The organism is Thermoflexus hugenholtzii (assembly GCF_018771565.1).
Lineage (GTDB): Bacteria > Chloroflexota > Anaerolineae > Thermoflexales > Thermoflexaceae > Thermoflexus > Thermoflexus hugenholtzii_A.
Genome location: NZ_CP076326.1, coordinates 2,420,107 through 2,435,394, shown reverse-complemented (window position 1 = coordinate 2,435,394; position 15,288 = coordinate 2,420,107). Strand labels below are relative to the sequence as shown.

Genomic DNA, 15,288 nt, shown 5'->3' with positions numbered 1-15,288 from the left:
CATCCAGGCCATGGGATTGCAGGGTATATGCTCAAGCGAGCTCTTTCTATGTTATCTGGCCCTAATGGAGGTGCACGATGAAACTCCGTCCTCTTGCTGTCCTGTTGTCTCTGCTTTGGATCCCTTTGGTGCTTCTGATGTCTGGATCTGTGCGCGCTCCAATGTCCGTTCATGCGGTTCAGGAGTCCCCGTTTGGGGTGTCCGGCGAGCCTTTAGAATCGGCTCTCCGCCGGATCTCCTTCCCGATTTGGCTTCCCAACTGGCTGCCCTTTACGCCCACAACGCCCTTCGCCTTCGTCATCAACTATCCCAATGGAATCCAGACTATTCACATCGATTATGTGGATCCTCAAAGTCGGGCTTTTGTGGAGATATCTATCACAAATCATCCTGTAAAGACGATATCTGAGCATTATGAATTGCAGAAAGTAATCGTCAATGGGAAATACGAAGGAGTTTTCGTGGATAATAGGACAGTTCAGATGTTGGCCTGGAATCAAGAGGGGATTTCCATTATGATCACCGCCTCACGATCCGATCATCCTTATCATGTTTCTACCCTTTTACAGATCGCAGCGCATCTGAAGCGCGTTCAATAAGTTGTTTAATAAAAATTGAGTGATAAATTTCAGGATACAAAGAGGGACCTCCTCCTTTCCCCTCTCCCTTGCCGTGGGACGGTGCGGGCAGCCATCCTGGATGTGCAACCCTAAGAACAGGGATATGGCCTGGCTTCACCTCTTGCTGACTGTGTATTTCGCCCCGACCCTACGAGTGGCCGGGCTCGCCACGATGCAGCTGTGGAGATCCCAGGCCCAGCCGCACCGCCTGGAGAACTCCTCGAAAGCCCTTTATAATCAGAGCGAAACAACCGGCTTTCGCCCACGGTCGCATCCCGCAGCCCCGATCCATCCGAGCGTTTCGTCTACAGGCCGGCCAGGATCTCGAGAGTGAGGGGCCGTAGTCCATTGGGAGCGAGGGAGAGCCCCCAACCTTTCCCAGTTCGCTGGGGTAATTTGAATAGAGATCATTTGGGGAATGCTCCAAATTCGGTGGCCAGGGGTGCGTGGGGCGGTCCGGCCGGGCCTTCCGGGAGAAGCGCCTCATCGCTTCCTACGGAGCGAAGATTCGGACCTTGCGCCGGGGACGACCGGAGTCCGACTCGAGGCGCGAGAGGGATCCCTCGGGCGGTTCCCGAGCGCCCAGCGGGGGCGGAAGGACTCTCCCGAAGGGGCCCTTTTCCCTTAGAGCAAGGGGAACGCGATGGACCGAACCTTCATTTTGATCGAGGATCCCACCCGGGGCCCCCTTCTGGCCCGGGCTCTCACCGAGGCCCTGGGGGAGCCCGTCCTCTTCCTCGCTCCCTCTCAGAGACCCCCTGCTTTCCCCTGTGATTTCCTCATCGCCGCCGAACTGCCCGGCCGGTGCGGCCTGGATCTGGGCTTCACCCTGCAGCAAAGCTCAGCCTCCTACCGCATCCTCCTCTGGAGCCCTTCCCCTCCGGACCTCTATCTCTGGACGGCTTGGCGGCTGGGGTTCGCTGGGTACCTCGATTGCGCCGATCCCTGGACGGAGAACCTCCGCTGGCTCCAGGCCTTCCGGGAGACCGGAGAGGCTTGGCCTCCCCCTCTGCGCGCCCGGGTGGAGCGCTTCGAAACGGCCGTTGGAAGCCGTCTTCGACAGTTGCGCCCGGAGGAGGCAGAGCGGTTGGCAGATCTGGCTCGCCCGATCTCCTGGAAGGAACGGGCGTGCCGATGGGGGATCAGCCGGGAGGGCGCCCGGCGGGCTGCTCAGCGCCTGTGCGAGAAGCTGGGATGCGAAAGGCCGGAGGACGTTGTAGCCTGGGCATGGACCTACGGGCTGCTGAAGGCCACCTCCGAGGGCCCCATCCCGACACCGGCCCTGCAGTTGGTCCTGAGAGTCTTCTCTCGCCCGGATTCCCGAGGCCCTTCAGGGCACCCAAAGTCTGCAGGAGAGGCGGACCGAGCCCGGGCCGGGGGCGCTCCCTCCACCGCTTTCTAAAGAGCTGGAATCTCAGCGTGGCTCCTTAGCCGCGTCCCCCCTGGCGCGGAAAGAAGAGGACCCTTGTCGATCCCCTCCCATCCCTCGAGCGCGCCCCCGGGCCTGGTCCGATCTGCGCGGTCATGCGTTCCGGCTCCCTTCCGGGATGTTCGGCGGACCAGCGGTAACGCACTCCTACAACTGCCGCTGGAACCGCACGGGTCAGGATCATAAAAAGCCAGACTGCCACGCCCCCCATTATCTCGACGGTCAAGATCCGTCGGCCCTTCACTGAGAGCCTCCTTATTCCCACTCGATGGTGGCGGGGGGTTTGTTCGTGATGTCATACAGCACCCGGTTCACCCCGGGGACCTCGTTCACGATCCGCGTGGCGATGCGGTCCAGCAGCTCGTGGGGCAGGGGAACCCAGCTGGCGGTCATGAAGTCCTCGGTGGCCACCGCCCGCACCGCCACCACCTCCTCGTAGGTCCGGGCGTCCCCCATCACGCCCACGCTGCGCACCGGCAGCAGCACCGCGAAGGCCTGGGCGGCCCGCTCGGCCCAGCCGGAGCGGGCCAGCTCCTCCTGCACGATGGCGTCGGCGGCTCGCAACCGTTCCAGCCGTTCCCAGGTGACCTCCCCGACGCAGCGCACGGCCAGCCCAGGGCCCGGGAAGGGCTGCCGGCGCAGCAGGGCCTCCGGGATCCCCAGATGCGCCCCCAGGGCGCGGACTTCATCCTTGAAGAGATACCGCAGGGGCTCAATGAGCTCGAAGGAGAGATCGGGGGGGAGCCCGCCGACGTTGTGGTGGGTCTTGATCCGGGCGGCCGCCCGCCGCTCCGGCGCCCGGCTCTCGATGACGTCGGGGTAAAGGGTGCCCTGGGCCAGGAACCGGAAGGGGCCCAGCCGACGGGCGTGCTCGGCGAAGACGGCGATGAAGGTATGGCCGATCCGCACCCGTTTCTCCTCGGGATCGGTGACCCCCCGCAGGGCCTCCAGGAAAGCCTCGGCGGCGTTCACGGCGGCCACCGGCAGCCCCAGGGCCCGCAGGGCGGCCACCACCTCCTCCCCTTCCCCCCTGCGCAGCAGCCCGGTGTCCACGAAGAGGCACTGGAGCTGCTCGCCCACCGCCCGGTGGACCAGCACCGCAGTCACCGTGGAGTCCACGCCCCCGGAGACCGCGCAGAGCACGCGTTCCCCGCCCACCCGCTCCCGGATCCGCGCGATCTGCTCCTCGGCGATCGCCCCGGGGGTCCAGGTGGGCCGACAGCCGCACAGCGCCACCGCGAAGCGGCGCAGCAGCTCCCGGCCCAGGGGCGTGTGGGCGACCTCGGGGTGGAACTGCACGCCGTAAAGGCGGCGGGCCGGATCGCCGATGGCCGCGAAGGGGGCGTTGGGGGAGCGGGCCATCGCCCGGAAGCCGGGAGGGAGCGCCTCCACCCGGTCCCCGTGGGACATCCAGACGGCCATGGGGGAGGGCAGCCCGCGCCAGAGGGGATCCTCCGGCTCCAGGATCTCCACCTCCGCCCGACCGTATTCCCGGGCTGGGGCCGGAGCCACCCGCCCGCCCAGGGCGTGGGCCAACAGTTGCATCCCGTAGCAGATCCCCAGCACCGGCCGGCCGCTCTCCAGGACGTAAGGGGGAAGCGAGGGGGCGCCGGGCTCGTAGACGCTAGCCGGACCGCCCGAGAGGACGAAGCCCTTCGGCCGCAGGGCGAGGACCTCGGCGGGGTCCGCGTCCCACGGGAACAGCTCGGCGTAGACGCCGGCCTCCCGGATGCGGCGGACGATCAGCTGCGCATACTGGGAGCCGAAGTCGAGCACCGCGATGGCATCGTGGGCGGAATGGGGCGACATCTCCGGGACCTCTGTTCCTCCGCTGAAAGACTCTTGACGGCCTTGAAGGCCGGACCGGAGGCCTGCTCCGGACCCCCAACGGCATGATACCACCGGGTGGGACGACCGAATCCGGCCTGGGCGCCGAAAAAGCCGGCTGGCGGACGATCCGATCCAGAAGAACGGGCCGACGCGGGAGAGGGAGGATCCGGATGGGCCTGCGCGGCCCTCGGCAGCCCGGTTGGAAGCTGCCCCGTGGAGGACCCCGCTGCATCCGCAAGGGCCCGAGGAGGTTGGAGCGGAGGAGTTGGCAAAATGCCAACTGAGGTTGGCGAAATGGGCATTGACAGCGGACGGCCAGGGTCTTATCGTGGAGATAAATCGTAATAAAGAGGAAACGAAGATGGGTCGTAGGTCTTCTGCCTTTCGTCTTTGGATTCTGGGGGCGGGCTTGGCGGGGCTTATACTGAGCCTGGGGGGATGGAAGCAGTTGGACTTTCACACCCAGCCGCCAACGCCGGATCCTGCTCCCCCTCCCGCCTCCGATGCTTTCCTCTTCGGTTCCTCATCTGCCGCATCTTTCGAGCCGCCCCCCTTCATCCGTTATGCGACGGAATTCCCGCAGCGGACGGTGCGTCAGGAAGTGCAGGTTCGCCTTCGGATCGCAGACGGGCCTGAGTCCGTTCAGGAGCAACGGTATCGGGTTGAGCGGGTCGCCCTCACCGGCTCCGACGGCTATCCGGTGCAGGTTTATACACGGGAAGTAGACCCTCGGGGCCTTCTCCGGTATGAATCTCTGGCGGACCAAGGGGAGGAGCGGAGCTTCTACAATTCGGATCCCCCACTCTGCTTTCGGAAGCAGCCGGGTCTGAAGGCCTCGGTGTTGCAGACGTGGTTGCCCTCTCGGGTGATTGTCGAGCGGCTGGAATCCTCGGGCTACCGGTTGACGGGCCGAATGACTTTCCCCACTCCGGAACCCAACCTTCCGTTGCTCCCGGTCAGGGGGGAAGTCCCTTCATGGATTCAGCGCTGGGAACAGGTGGAGGAGATGCCGGATGGAGGTCAGCGGGTATGGGTGCTGGGAGTAGACCCGGCGGGGTGGGTAGTGTATGCGCTGGGGCGTTCGGAGATGAAGGAACAAGCCCGGTGGACGGAATATGAAGAGATCCGGGGGCCGGTGATGGTCGAGGAGCGAAGGGAGGCGTTGCGCCTTTCCGCGGAGACGGAACAGCGGTGTCAGCGCATCGGGTGGATTTCAGCTCGGTGAGGAGGTGAGGCAATGAAGCGTCTGGGGCTCGTGATTTTCGCCGTGATCCTGATGATGGGCTTCTTCGTCGCTGGAACGACCGGCGTGCAGGCCTCCTGGGGCGGCTGGTCCTGTAAATGGACAGTGGTGAATTACCCCGTCACCGGCGGTTATGTATCCGGCCGTGGATGCATCCAATGGACCACTCAGGGGATACTCCTCTGGCGGATCTGGGGGGATACCTATGCCCCGTGGAGTCGATGGGTGTATACGCGTGTTCAAGGATATGAAGGATGCGGCGAGCCCACACAGTTTCGTGTTGAGGCGAGTCGAACAGCCGAATATACGAATTATGGGACAAGTGGTGTGTCCGGTTCGGTTGTTGCGTTCACATGCCCTTCAGACCGGCCTCATCGATATCGGGTGGTCGCCCAGCATGCACGTTGGGAGGCTTCCCGTGGAACATGGGAGGGAACGATTGGCTCCGCGGATTGGTGAGGAGCAGGAACGGCCTCTGGATGATGTTGGGGATGTGAAGAGACCTTTTGGCTCTCTTCGCCCTGAAAAATCATAAAAGGATGGTTCGATGGTGCGACATCGATCTTGGGCGGTGCCCGGAGGACTGTTCGTGCTCCTGCTCCTCGGGTGGATGGTCTGGGCGGGCGCTTTCCGTCCGGCCCGGCCGGGAGCGCTTCCCCCGGTCGGGGAGGCGACCACGCCGACACCTGCTTCTCCTCCCGATGCTTCGTCTTCCACCCCGGCCGGGAGCCCGCCAGGAGCCTCGGCTCCGGATTTCCTTCGACCGCCTCCGGAAAGCCCGGGCCGTGTCCTCGCCTGGTCGTTTCGCCGGCGTTTCTTCGATCCCTCGGCGCCGGATCCGGCTAACGGTCAGGAGATCCGGGGCGAAGTCTTCCTGGAAGTGGGGGAGGACGGACAGCCGGTTCGCCTGCACGGACAATTTCGGCTCCCGGATGGCCATCTCTATGCGGAGCTGTGGCGCACCGCGGGGAGGGCCTGGGAGGCCCGCTTCGTGGATCCGGGGGGGCCGGTTTGCTTTCCAGAGCCCTCTTCTCCGGAGGCGATGCGGTGGGCCTTCCCGCCCTTCGTGGATCTGGGGAAACTGCGGGCGGATGGCTGGGAGCCGACATCGGAAGAAAGGACCGGCTTCGATCTACCGGCTCCACGTAGCCTGGAGGGAGCGGTGCCGGAGCGGATCTGGGGAGAGGGGCCTGTGACCTGGTGGAGGCGGACGGTGCGGTGGGAAGGGGGATGGGTCGAGCGGGCCTGGATGGCGATCAGCGAAGACGGGCAGTTGCGCGCGGTGCGCCAGGAGCGACGAGAGGCCGGGGGTCAGCGGCATTCCGATGAAGAACGGGTATATGGGCCTGTCTGGGTCCTCCGGCCGGATCCTCGCGGGGAGCTGCTGCTGCAGCCCAGCCCCGAGATGGCCCGGATCTGCGAAAGCGAAAAAGGGAAAACGGGAGGAACCCCGTGAGGCCCCGGCTTATAGCGGCTGTGATAGGTGTTTCCACTTTAACTTTGATTCTTATTCCCAGTGCTCATGCTTAATCGGGATGGAGTTCATGGTCGTGTCAGTGGACAGTGAGCAATGTTCCAGTTCCCGGGGGCGTATTGAGCGGTCGTGGATGCGCACCATGGTGGACAGCTTCAGGGCCACCCAGCTGGCGAATCTGGGGAGACACTTGATCAAGACACCTCCTCCCCCTTCGAATGCCGGGGCCTGGGGAGTCGTGTACGGGTAAAAGCCAGGTGATGCATCCTTTCTTCTTGGAACTGCGAAGGGAGGGGAACGATCAGACGAGGGACTCCTGGTGAGGTGGAGGAGACGATGAAATGATCAGGCATGCGTTCTCGGGAGGGATGAAGGGAGGGGTGGGGTTTCTGTTGGTGGGGGTTCTGGTGGGTCTGGGGGTCCTGGGGTTGCGGGAGGGGTTGCCGGCGGCCCTGACGCCCTCGCCGGCCCACGCGGCGGCGCTGCCGCGGGAGCCTTTCATCGCTTTTGTGGGCCCGCTTCCCTTCACCCGGGGTTTGCTGACGATGGAGGTGCTTCGAGCCGAAGGGGTGGCGCTGTTTTCGGGCTGGGTTCCGTTGCGGCTGGCGGCGATGGGGCGGCCGCTGGATGGGGTGATCGTGGATGGGGAGGCGCTGAGGTGGATGCGCCCGGAGGATCAGAAGTGGCTTCAGGCCCGGTTCCGGGAGGGGGTGGTGATCGTGGTGCTGGGGGTGGATCAGGACGAGGTGGCGCCGGTGCTGGGGTTGAGCCGCCTGCGGCTCCCGGAGGAGGGGGTGATCCCCATGGGATCGCTGGAGTATGTCATGGTCTATGAGGTGATGGAGGGGGATCCCCGGGACATCGCGATCGTGCGGGAGGCAGGACGCTTCTGGGAATCGCGGGAATTCCAGGCGCCCGCCGGCATAGCTCGTCCGCTGTATCACGGAGGCGGGAAGGCGATTGGCCGCCTGGACTCGGAGGGGGAGCTGCGGCTGCTGTTCCATCGGCTTCGGATGGCGATTCAAGGTGTTTACGAGATCCGGGCCCAGTATCAGGAAGCCCTCCGGGCTTTCGAAGGGAGGTAGAGGATGCGATCCGCGAGCCTTCGACGGTTGACAGGAATCTGGGTGGCTTTCCTGATTGCCGGGATAACATCCGGAACGGTGAGAGCGGAGATGCTGTGGTATGTTTACGCCCCAGGGATCGGTTATGTCGGCAAAGCGGGAACCACTGGTTGGGATAATGGCATTCTGCATGCTTACGGCGTTGGGGGATCGATGAGCACTCCACTTTACTATGTCTATGTCGAAACTCGAATCTGGCATTGCTATATGGGGACCTGCCAGATCTAGGATCGGAAATGGAATTCCTGTTTCAGCTGCACTCATGTCAGCACCAATGAGGTCGCTTCAGGATTCCAGCGCTCCTCTTGGGTCCGACCGACATCCCTCCGGAGCACCAGCGGAGGATGCCCTCGCCGACCGGTCGGTTGCGGATCGCGATCCACCCGGCGGATGGCCTTGGGAGGAACCTTCCGTCCATCACGGATCCCAGGCTCATCATCGTGATCCTCCGGGGGTGGAGTATTACACTTCGGTATGGCCGGCGGAGGTGATGTCCTGTGCGCGCTGCTGGTGGTCGGGCCGGCGCTGCTGAAGGGAGAGGGCTGGCGGAATGCCACGCGACTGCCTCTCTGCCTTCCCCCAAGCCTGAGGAGGCTATCCACAAAGCCGCGCCGTAAGCAGACCCGGGTCCTGTACGGAGCTGACCTTTGGAGAGAAGATCGGACAGGGGGTGGTAGGATGAGGGGGAATCCTCTTCGGGGGAGGTAGGAGTCACGGCCGAGGTCCTGCCTTTGGAGCCGATGGAGAAATTCATGGCCGAGATCTTGGAGCGGGACGAGCATGCGCAGAAGGCCGCCCGGTTGGTCCAGGCGATCCTGGAAGCCGGTTCTTTAAGGCCTACTCGGAGCTCTTGATCCTCCTCCAGCACCAGCTCCGGCTGAGGCTCAGGCAATTTTTGAGGCTCATCCGGCTGGCCCTGGACCGGTTCAGGACCATCGTCCCAGGCCGTGTCCTATCTCCTGTCTAAAGGTCAGCGGGAATGCTTTTGACGTCCTGCGCTTAGGAAGCAATAATAAATCAAAGGCCAAAGCAGGGGGACGACGGGAGGATCGGATGGCTCCAGTGCGGATCGAGGCCCAGGAGGCTCGTAACCGGTTTGCCGGTCTGCTGCGCCGGGTGGATCGCGAGGGCCAGATGATCATCGTGGAACGCTCGAGCCGGCCGATGGCGGTCATCATCCCCTTTCAGATCTATGAGCGGTTGATCGCGGAGCGCGAGCTTCGCTTTCGAACGCTGGATCGCATCCGGAGCCGCCTGCCGGAGGTTGCCCCGGAAGAGATCGAGCGGGACGTAGAGGACGCCATCGCATCCGTGAGGTCTGCCTGTGCGGAAAGCCGTGCTCGACACCAACATCTTTGTGAGCAGCCTTCTGACGCGCACGGGGCCCACCGCCCGGGTTCTGAATCGCTGGCGGCATCGGGAGAAGGGGTAAAAGGGCGCTGCGGACGGCGACCTCTCCGCCGTCCGCAGCGTGCGCTTTAGCGGATCACCCCCAGCTCCCGCCCCACTTTGGCGAAGGCCTCGAGCCCGCGATCCAGGTCCTCCCGGCTGTGGGCGGCGGAGATCATCACCCGGATGCGGGCCTTGCCCCGGGGAACGGTGGGATAGCCGATGGCCTGGGCGAAGACCCCCTCCTCGAAGAGCCGGCGACTGAAGGTCTGCGCCAGATGGGCATCCCCCAGCATGACCGGGGTGATGGGGGTCACGCTTTGACCCAGGTCGAAGCCCAGGCGGCGCATCTCCTCTTTGAAGTAGCGGGTGTTCTCCCAGAGCCGGTCCACCAGCTCCGTGGACTCCTCCAGGATCTCCACGGCGGCGATGCAGGCAGCAGTGTCGGCGGCGGTCATGGCGCTGGAGAACAGGAAGGGGCGGCCGCGCTGGCGCAGCCACTCCACGATCTCCCGGCGCCCGGCCACGTAGCCGCCCACCACCCCGAAGGCCTTTGAGAGGGTCCCCACCTCAATGTCCACCCGGCCGTGGAGCCCGAAGTGGTCCACGATCCCCCGGCCGCCTCGGCCCAGCACCCCCTCGCCGTGGGCGTCGTCCACCATCAGCATCAAGTGGTAACGCTCGGCGATCTCCACGATCTCCGGCAGGGGGGCGATGTCGCCGTCCATGGAGAAGACGCCGTCGGTGACGATCAGGCCCCGCCGGAACGTCCCCAGGTTCTCCCGGATCTTTGCCTCGAGGTCGCTGGGGTCGTTGTGGGCGTAGCGGACGATGCGGGCGCGGGAGAGGCGGCAGCCGTCGATGATGCTGGCGTGGTTGAGCTCATCGGAGAAGATGGCGTCGCCCTCCCCCACCAGGGCGGGGATGGTAGCCAGGTTGGCGTTGAAGCCCGACTGGAAGGAGATGGCCGCCTCCACCCCCTTGAAGCGGGCCAGCTTCTCCTCCAGGATCAGGTGGAGGTCCAGGGTGCCGGCGATGGTGCGCACGGCGGCCGGCCCCACACCGTATTTCTCAATGGCCTGGCGGGCGGCTTCCCGCATGCGCGGATGGTTGGCCAGCCCCAGGTAGTTGTTGGAGCAGAAGTTCAGCACCCGCCGGCCGTCCACGATCAGCCATGGCCCCTGGGCCGACTGGATGGTGCGGATGTGGATGTAGAGGCCCTGCTCCTGAAGGGCCTGCAGCTCCTCCCGGATCCACGCCAGTTTGTCGACGGTGGCAGGCTGTGCGGACATGACGCTCCCTCCCCGCGGATCATTTTTATGGGATCAGCATCACTTTCCCGCTGCGGCCGCTGGCCATGGTCGCGAAAGCCTGGTCGAACTCCTCCAGGCGGAAGCGGTGGGTGACCACCGGGCGCAGATCGACGGCCCCCGAGTTGAGCAGCCCCCGGATCTCATACCAGGTCTCCCACAGGCGGCGCCCGACGATGCCGTGGACCGTCACGCCTTTGAAGATCACCATGTTGGCCAGGTCGAACTCGATGGGGCCCGGAGGGAGCCCCAGCAGGGCCGCCTGGCCGCCCGGCTTGAGGACCGCGAAGCCTTCGCGGATGGCCGAGGGGGCGCCGGACATCTCCAGCAGCACGTCCACCTCCCCGCCGGCCAGATCCCGGATCGCCTCCACGACGTTGACCTCCTGCGGGTTGAGGACGTGGTCCGCCCCCATCCGTCGGGCCAGGTCCAGGCGGTAGGGGCTGATGTCGGTGGCGATGATCATGCGGGCGCCGATGGCCCGGGCCACGGCGATGGTCATCAGGCCCACCGGCCCGCAGCCGGTCACCAGCACCTTGCGCGCCCGCAGGTCCACGGCGAAGGCGGTGTGCACCGCGTTGCCGAAGTTCTCCAGGAGGACCGCCACCTCGAGGGGGAGATCGGGGGGATTCACCCAGGCGTTCTCGGCGGGGATGACGATGAAATCGGCGAAGGCGCCGTCGCGGTCCACCCCTAAAATGCGGGTGTTGCGGCAGAGGTGTCCTTTCCCGGTGCGGCACATATCGCAGCGGCCGCAGATCACGTGGCTTTCGGCGGAGATGAAATCGCCTACCCGGATCCCATCCACCTCCGGCCCGGTCTCGACCACCTCCCCGCAGAACTCATGGCCGATGATCAGGGGCGGGCGGATCCGCCCCTGCGCCCACGGGTCCCAGCGGTAAATGTGGAGATCCGTTCCGCAGATGGAGGCGGCCTTCACTTTCACCAGGATCTCCCCCGGACCGGGGGTAGGGATCGGACGCTGGGCCATCACCAGGCCCGGCCCCGGCGCCGCTTTGACCACGGCCCGCATGGTCTCCGTCATTCTTCCGCCTCCCGATCCCGGAATCGGGACCCATCCTCCCGGGTGGAAGGGCGGGTTCCCTTTCTATTATCGGACTGTTCGCGGGGAAAGGGGCGGTGGCTCCCGGCCGGGGAGCGGGCCGCGCTAATCCAGCACCGTCTGAGACAGCGGGCCGGACGCATGGGGGGATCGCGCTCCCGATGCGCCCCAAGCCCCTGCCCAGAGATCCGCACGGGCAGGAGCGGCTTCCGCCACGACCCTTGCGTCATCGAGGACGGGGGTTCGGGGCGAAAGCCCCCCTCCGTAAGCCGAAATTCATTTCGGCCTTCTTACCGCAGGCGCGGCTTTCGCCGCGACCCTTCGCGTCATCGAAGACAGAGGTTCGGGGCTGTAGGAGCGGCTTTAGCCGCGACCCTTGCGTCATCGAAGACGGATGTTCGGGGCTAAAGCCCCTCCTACAGGGGCCCATTTTTGTAGGAGCCGCTTCAGCCGCGACCTTTGCGTCATCGAAAACCATGGGTTTGGGGTTGTCGGGGCGGTGTCCGTTGTGACCCTTGCGTCATCGAGGCGGAAAGTTCGGGGCGAAAGCCCCTCCTACAGAAATCGTCTTTTTGTAGGAGCGGCTTCAGCCGCGACCTTTGCGTCGTCGAAAACCAGAGATTGGGAGTTGCCGGAGCGGCTTCCGCCGCAACCCTTGCATCTTCGAAGACAGAGGTGCGGGGCGAAAGCCCATCCTGCAAAAGGATGGATTTCGGCCCGCGGCGGCCGACGGGAGAGGCGCGGCCTCGCGTAATCAAAGGGGCGGGGCATCCGAACGCCCCGCCCCGGGATGAAGGGGAACGATTTCAGGAAGCGGGGACCGGCGCCCCGTGGCGTTCGCGGAGGCGGCGGGCGGCCGCCACCATGTGGCGCAGGGAGGGGATCACCTCCTCCCAGCGTCGGGTCTTGAGCCCGCAGTCCGGGTTCACCCAGATGCGCTCCGGAGGGATCACCCGGATGGCCCGCTCGATGATGGCTTCCATCGACTCGGGGGTGGGGATGGCCGGGGAGTGCACGTCGTAGACCCCGGGTCCGATCTGGCGCGGATACCGATGGCGCTCGAAGGCCTGAATGACCTCCCCCCGGCTCCGCGTGGCCTCGATGCTGATCACATCGGCGTCCAGGGCGTCGATGTATTCGATGATCTCGTTGAACTCCGAGTAGCACATGTGGGTGTGGATCTGGGTCTCCGGGCGGGCCCGGGAGGCCAGGCGGAAGGCCTTCACCGCCCAGTCGAAGTAGGCCGGCCAATCCCGACGCTTGAGGGGCGCCCGCTCCCGGAAGGCCGGCTCATCGATCTGGATCACCCGGATGCCCGCCGCCTCCAGATCCCGCACCTCGTCCTGGATGGCCAGGGCCAGCTGGAAGGCGACCTCATGGACCGGGATGTCCTCCCGGATGTAGCTCCAGGCCAGCATCGTCACCGGGCCGGTGAGCATCCCCTTGACCGGCTTCTCCGTCAGGGACTGGGCGTAGGTGATCTCCCGCAAGGTCATGGGGACCGGACGGCGCACGTCCCCATACAGGATGGGCGGCCGGTAGACCCGCGTGCCGTAAGAGAGGATCCAGCCGTGCTGGGTGATGGCGAAGCCCTCCAGCCGCTCGGCGAAGAACTCCACCATGTCCGAGCGCTCGAACTCCCCGTGCACCAGGACGTCCAGCCCCAGCTCCTCCTGCAGCTGGATCACGTAGCGGATGCGCTCCCGGATCAGCGCCTCATACTCCTCAGCCGGGAGCTTGCCGGCGCGGAAGGCCGTGCGCGCCCGGCGCAGGTCCTCCGTCTGCGGGAAGCTCCCGATGGTGGTGGTGGGGAAGAGGGGAAGGTTCAGCCGCGCCCGCTGCCGCCGGCTCCGCTCCTCGTAAGGGGCCTCGCGGGAGAAGTCCGCCGGGCCCAGCCGGCGCACCCGCTCCTGCACCTCCGGATGCTGCCAGCGATCCACCGGATGGGTGTAGGCATTCCAGCGCCGGGCTTCCTCATCCGGCTCCCCGGTCAGCAGGGCCTTCAGGAGGCGCAGCTCCTTCAGCCGCTCCGTGGCGAAGGCGATGCGCTCCTGCAGGGCGGGGTCCAGTTTCGCCTCCGCCTCCGTTGTCACCGGCAGATGATAGAGCGGCCCGGCGTTGGAGATCCAGATCTCCGCCCCCGTGTGCCGATGCAGGTCCTCGACCTGGGCCGCGGCCCTGCTCAGGTCAGTCTTCCAGATGTTGCGGCCGTCCACCAGGCCGGCGATGAGGATCTTGTCCGATGGGAAGCCGGCCCGACGGAGGGCCTCCCAGTTCCCGGGCCCGTGGAGGAGGTCCAGGCCGATGCCCCGGAGGGGGAGATCGTAGAGCGCCGGCAGGAAGTCCACCGCCTCGTAGTAGGTGAAGACCAGCAGCGCCGCCTCCTCGCCCAGGGCCGTGTAAGCCTCCCGGATGAGGGCCACGTGTTCCAGGGGCACGTCCAGTGCCCAGGCGGGCTCATCGACGTGGATGGCTTCGGCGCCGGCCGCCCGCAGGGATCGCAATAGCTCCCCATAGGCCGGCAGCAGCGCCCGCAGGATCTCCCCGAAGGCCTTGGGAGGATATCCTTTGCTCAGGCGGACGAAGGTGTAGGGCCCGATGACATAAGGCAACCCCTCCGGGTGCTTCCGGAAGGCCTCGAGGGGCTTGTTCCAGGCCAGGCGGAAAGGCGGCGGGGCGCCGGCGTCCATCCGGATCTCGGGGACCAGATAGTGATAGTTCGTGTTGAACCACTTGGTGAGCTCGAGGGCCCCTTCACCCCGGGCCAGGGCGAAGTAATCCTCCAGCCGGCCGCCGTTCGGGTAAAGGCCCAGCATCAGGGCCGTGTCCAGCATCGGGTCGTAGAGGGACATCTCGCCGACGGGGAAGCGATCGACGAACCGGCGGTAGGCGGCGAGGCGCTCCTCCTCTAAGGCTTCCAGGCCGGCCGTCAGCTCCGCCTCGGAGACCTTCCCCTGCCAGAAGCCTTCGATCAGGGTCTTGTATTCCCGCTTGCGCCCCAGACGCGGATACCCATATGCATAGGTCTGCATCGGCCTTCCCCTCCGGATCTCAGGATTCGTCTTCGGGTGAGAGCTCCCGGATCATATTGAAGTCGGCGCCTGAAGATAAAGTAAGCCGCAACCATCCCTCCTCTGCGGCTTCGATCCGATCACCAGTCCTCCCGGTAGCGTTCCTCCCGCCACGGATCCCCGCGCATGTGATAGCCCGCCTGCTCCCAGAACCCGGGGCGGTCCTCAGCCATGAACTCCAGGGCCCGGAGCCACTTGGCGCTCTTCCAGAAGTAAAGGCGGGGGACGATGAGGCGGAGCGGGTAGCCGTGCTCGGGGGTCAGGGGCTCCCCGTTGTAGTGGGTGGCCAGGAGGGCATCCTCCATGTATTCCATCGGGATGTTGGCCGTGAAGCCGTATTCACAGTGGGCCATCACGTAACGGGCCTCGGGCTTCACCCGGACGAACCGCAACAGATCCCGGAAGGCCACCCCGGTCCAGGTGGTGTCCAGCTTGCTCCATCCGGTGACGCAGTGGACGTCCACGGTGATGGTGGTGCGGGGCAGCTGCTGGAACTCCTCCCAGGTCCACCGCCGCTCTTCCTCCACCAGTCCGAAGACGCGGAAATCCCATGTGGCCGGGTCGAACTTCGGGACCGGCCCGTAGTGAAGGACGGGGAACCTGTCCGTGAGCACCTGTCCGGGCGGCAGGCGTCGCGCCGCGCGGGCGGCCTCCTCCTGGATCTTGCGTTCGAACCGCATCATCCCTCCTCCTTTCGCGACCCCATTGTTTCATCGGCCGATGAGGGGGATCGCA

The 15,288-nt window shown here is 65.4% G+C and carries 11 protein-coding genes; 6 read left to right on the top strand and 5 right to left on the bottom strand.

Annotation, left to right across the window (positions count from 1 at the left end; translation table 11 throughout):
• Nucleotides 1-77 precede the first annotated feature (77 nt).
• Nucleotides 78-599: a hypothetical protein gene (locus KNN16_RS10995; protein ID WP_303896938.1), complete on the top strand. Its 522-nt coding sequence runs from the start codon at nucleotides 78-80 to the stop codon at nucleotides 597-599.
• Between the two features lie 664 nt (nucleotides 600-1,263).
• Nucleotides 1,264-2,022: a hypothetical protein gene (locus KNN16_RS10990; protein ID WP_303896936.1), complete on the top strand. Its 759-nt coding sequence runs from the start codon at nucleotides 1,264-1,266 to the stop codon at nucleotides 2,020-2,022.
• A 282-nt stretch (nucleotides 2,023-2,304) separates the two neighbouring features.
• On the opposite strand, the gene guaA is transcribed toward KNN16_RS10990, so the two are convergent.
• Nucleotides 2,305-3,858: a glutamine-hydrolyzing GMP synthase gene (gene guaA, locus KNN16_RS10985; protein ID WP_299287942.1), complete on the bottom strand. Its 1,554-nt coding sequence runs from the start codon at nucleotides 3,856-3,858 to the stop codon at nucleotides 2,305-2,307.
• 610 nt (nucleotides 3,859-4,468) lie between these two features.
• Here guaA and KNN16_RS10980 point away from each other — a divergent pair.
• The 4 genes from KNN16_RS10980 to KNN16_RS10965 all read left to right on the top strand — a co-directional run bounded on the left by KNN16_RS10980 (nucleotide 4,469) and on the right by KNN16_RS10965 (nucleotide 9,202).
• Entirely contained in the window at nucleotides 4,469-5,104 is a 636-nt protein-coding gene (locus tag KNN16_RS10980; RefSeq protein ID WP_303896934.1) for a hypothetical protein, read from the top strand.
• A 565-nt stretch (nucleotides 5,105-5,669) separates the two neighbouring features.
• Nucleotides 5,670-6,578, top strand: coding sequence for a hypothetical protein (locus KNN16_RS10975; RefSeq protein WP_303896932.1), 909 nt, complete (start codon nucleotides 5,670-5,672; stop codon nucleotides 6,576-6,578).
• 398 nt (nucleotides 6,579-6,976) lie between these two features.
• Nucleotides 6,977-7,681, top strand: a complete 705-nt coding sequence (locus tag KNN16_RS10970; RefSeq protein WP_303896930.1) for a hypothetical protein — start codon at nucleotides 6,977-6,979, stop codon at nucleotides 7,679-7,681.
• Between the two features lie 1,101 nt (nucleotides 7,682-8,782).
• Nucleotides 8,783-9,202, top strand: coding sequence for a type II toxin-antitoxin system Phd/YefM family antitoxin (locus KNN16_RS10965; protein ID WP_303896929.1), 420 nt, complete (start codon nucleotides 8,783-8,785; stop codon nucleotides 9,200-9,202).
• Here KNN16_RS10965 and KNN16_RS10960 read toward each other — a convergent pair.
• The 4 genes from KNN16_RS10960 to KNN16_RS10945 all read right to left on the bottom strand — a co-directional run bounded on the left by KNN16_RS10960 (nucleotide 9,199) and on the right by KNN16_RS10945 (nucleotide 15,236).
• On the bottom strand, nucleotides 9,199-10,401 hold the full coding sequence (locus tag KNN16_RS10960; protein ID WP_303896927.1) for a glycine C-acetyltransferase: 1,203 nt from the start codon (nucleotides 10,399-10,401) through the stop codon (nucleotides 9,199-9,201). The genes KNN16_RS10965 and KNN16_RS10960 overlap by 4 nt on opposite strands.
• Before the next feature lie 25 nt (nucleotides 10,402-10,426).
• Nucleotides 10,427-11,464 carry an L-threonine 3-dehydrogenase gene (gene tdh, locus KNN16_RS10955; protein ID WP_299288730.1) on the bottom strand — a complete coding sequence of 346 codons (1,038 nt, stop codon included), beginning with the start codon at nucleotides 11,462-11,464 and terminating at the stop codon, nucleotides 10,427-10,429.
• An 824-nt stretch (nucleotides 11,465-12,288) separates the two neighbouring features.
• Nucleotides 12,289-14,514 (bottom strand): 5-methyltetrahydropteroyltriglutamate--homocysteine S-methyltransferase, encoded by a 2,226-nt coding sequence (metE, locus tag KNN16_RS10950; RefSeq protein ID WP_303896924.1) that lies wholly within the window; start codon nucleotides 14,512-14,514, stop codon nucleotides 12,289-12,291.
• A 119-nt stretch (nucleotides 14,515-14,633) separates the two neighbouring features.
• The gene (locus KNN16_RS10945; protein WP_303896922.1) at nucleotides 14,634-15,236 is read right to left on the bottom strand and encodes a sulfite oxidase-like oxidoreductase; all 603 of its coding nucleotides are present in this window, start codon (nucleotides 15,234-15,236) and stop codon (nucleotides 14,634-14,636) included.
• Between the last annotated feature and the right edge of the window lie 52 nt (nucleotides 15,237-15,288).

Bases quoted from the DNA above. Each gene is read 5' to 3' on its own strand.
- tdh (WP_299288730.1), bottom strand. From the start codon at position 11,464: ATGACGGAGACCATGCGGGCCGTGGTCAAAGCGGCGCCGGGGCCGGGC.
- KNN16_RS10990 (WP_303896936.1), top strand. From the start codon at position 1,264: ATGGACCGAACCTTCATTTTGATCGAGGATCCCACCCGGGGCCCCCTT.
- KNN16_RS10975 (WP_303896932.1), top strand. From the start codon at position 5,670: ATGGTGCGACATCGATCTTGGGCGGTGCCCGGAGGACTGTTCGTGCTC.
- guaA (WP_299287942.1), bottom strand. From the start codon at position 3,858: ATGTCGCCCCATTCCGCCCACGATGCCATCGCGGTGCTCGACTTCGGC.
- KNN16_RS10945 (WP_303896922.1), bottom strand. From the start codon at position 15,236: ATGATGCGGTTCGAACGCAAGATCCAGGAGGAGGCCGCCCGCGCGGCG.
- KNN16_RS10960 (WP_303896927.1), bottom strand. From the start codon at position 10,401: ATGTCCGCACAGCCTGCCACCGTCGACAAACTGGCGTGGATCCGGGAG.
- metE (WP_303896924.1), bottom strand. From the start codon at position 14,514: ATGCAGACCTATGCATATGGGTATCCGCGTCTGGGGCGCAAGCGGGAA.
- KNN16_RS10995 (WP_303896938.1), top strand. From the start codon at position 78: ATGAAACTCCGTCCTCTTGCTGTCCTGTTGTCTCTGCTTTGGATCCCT.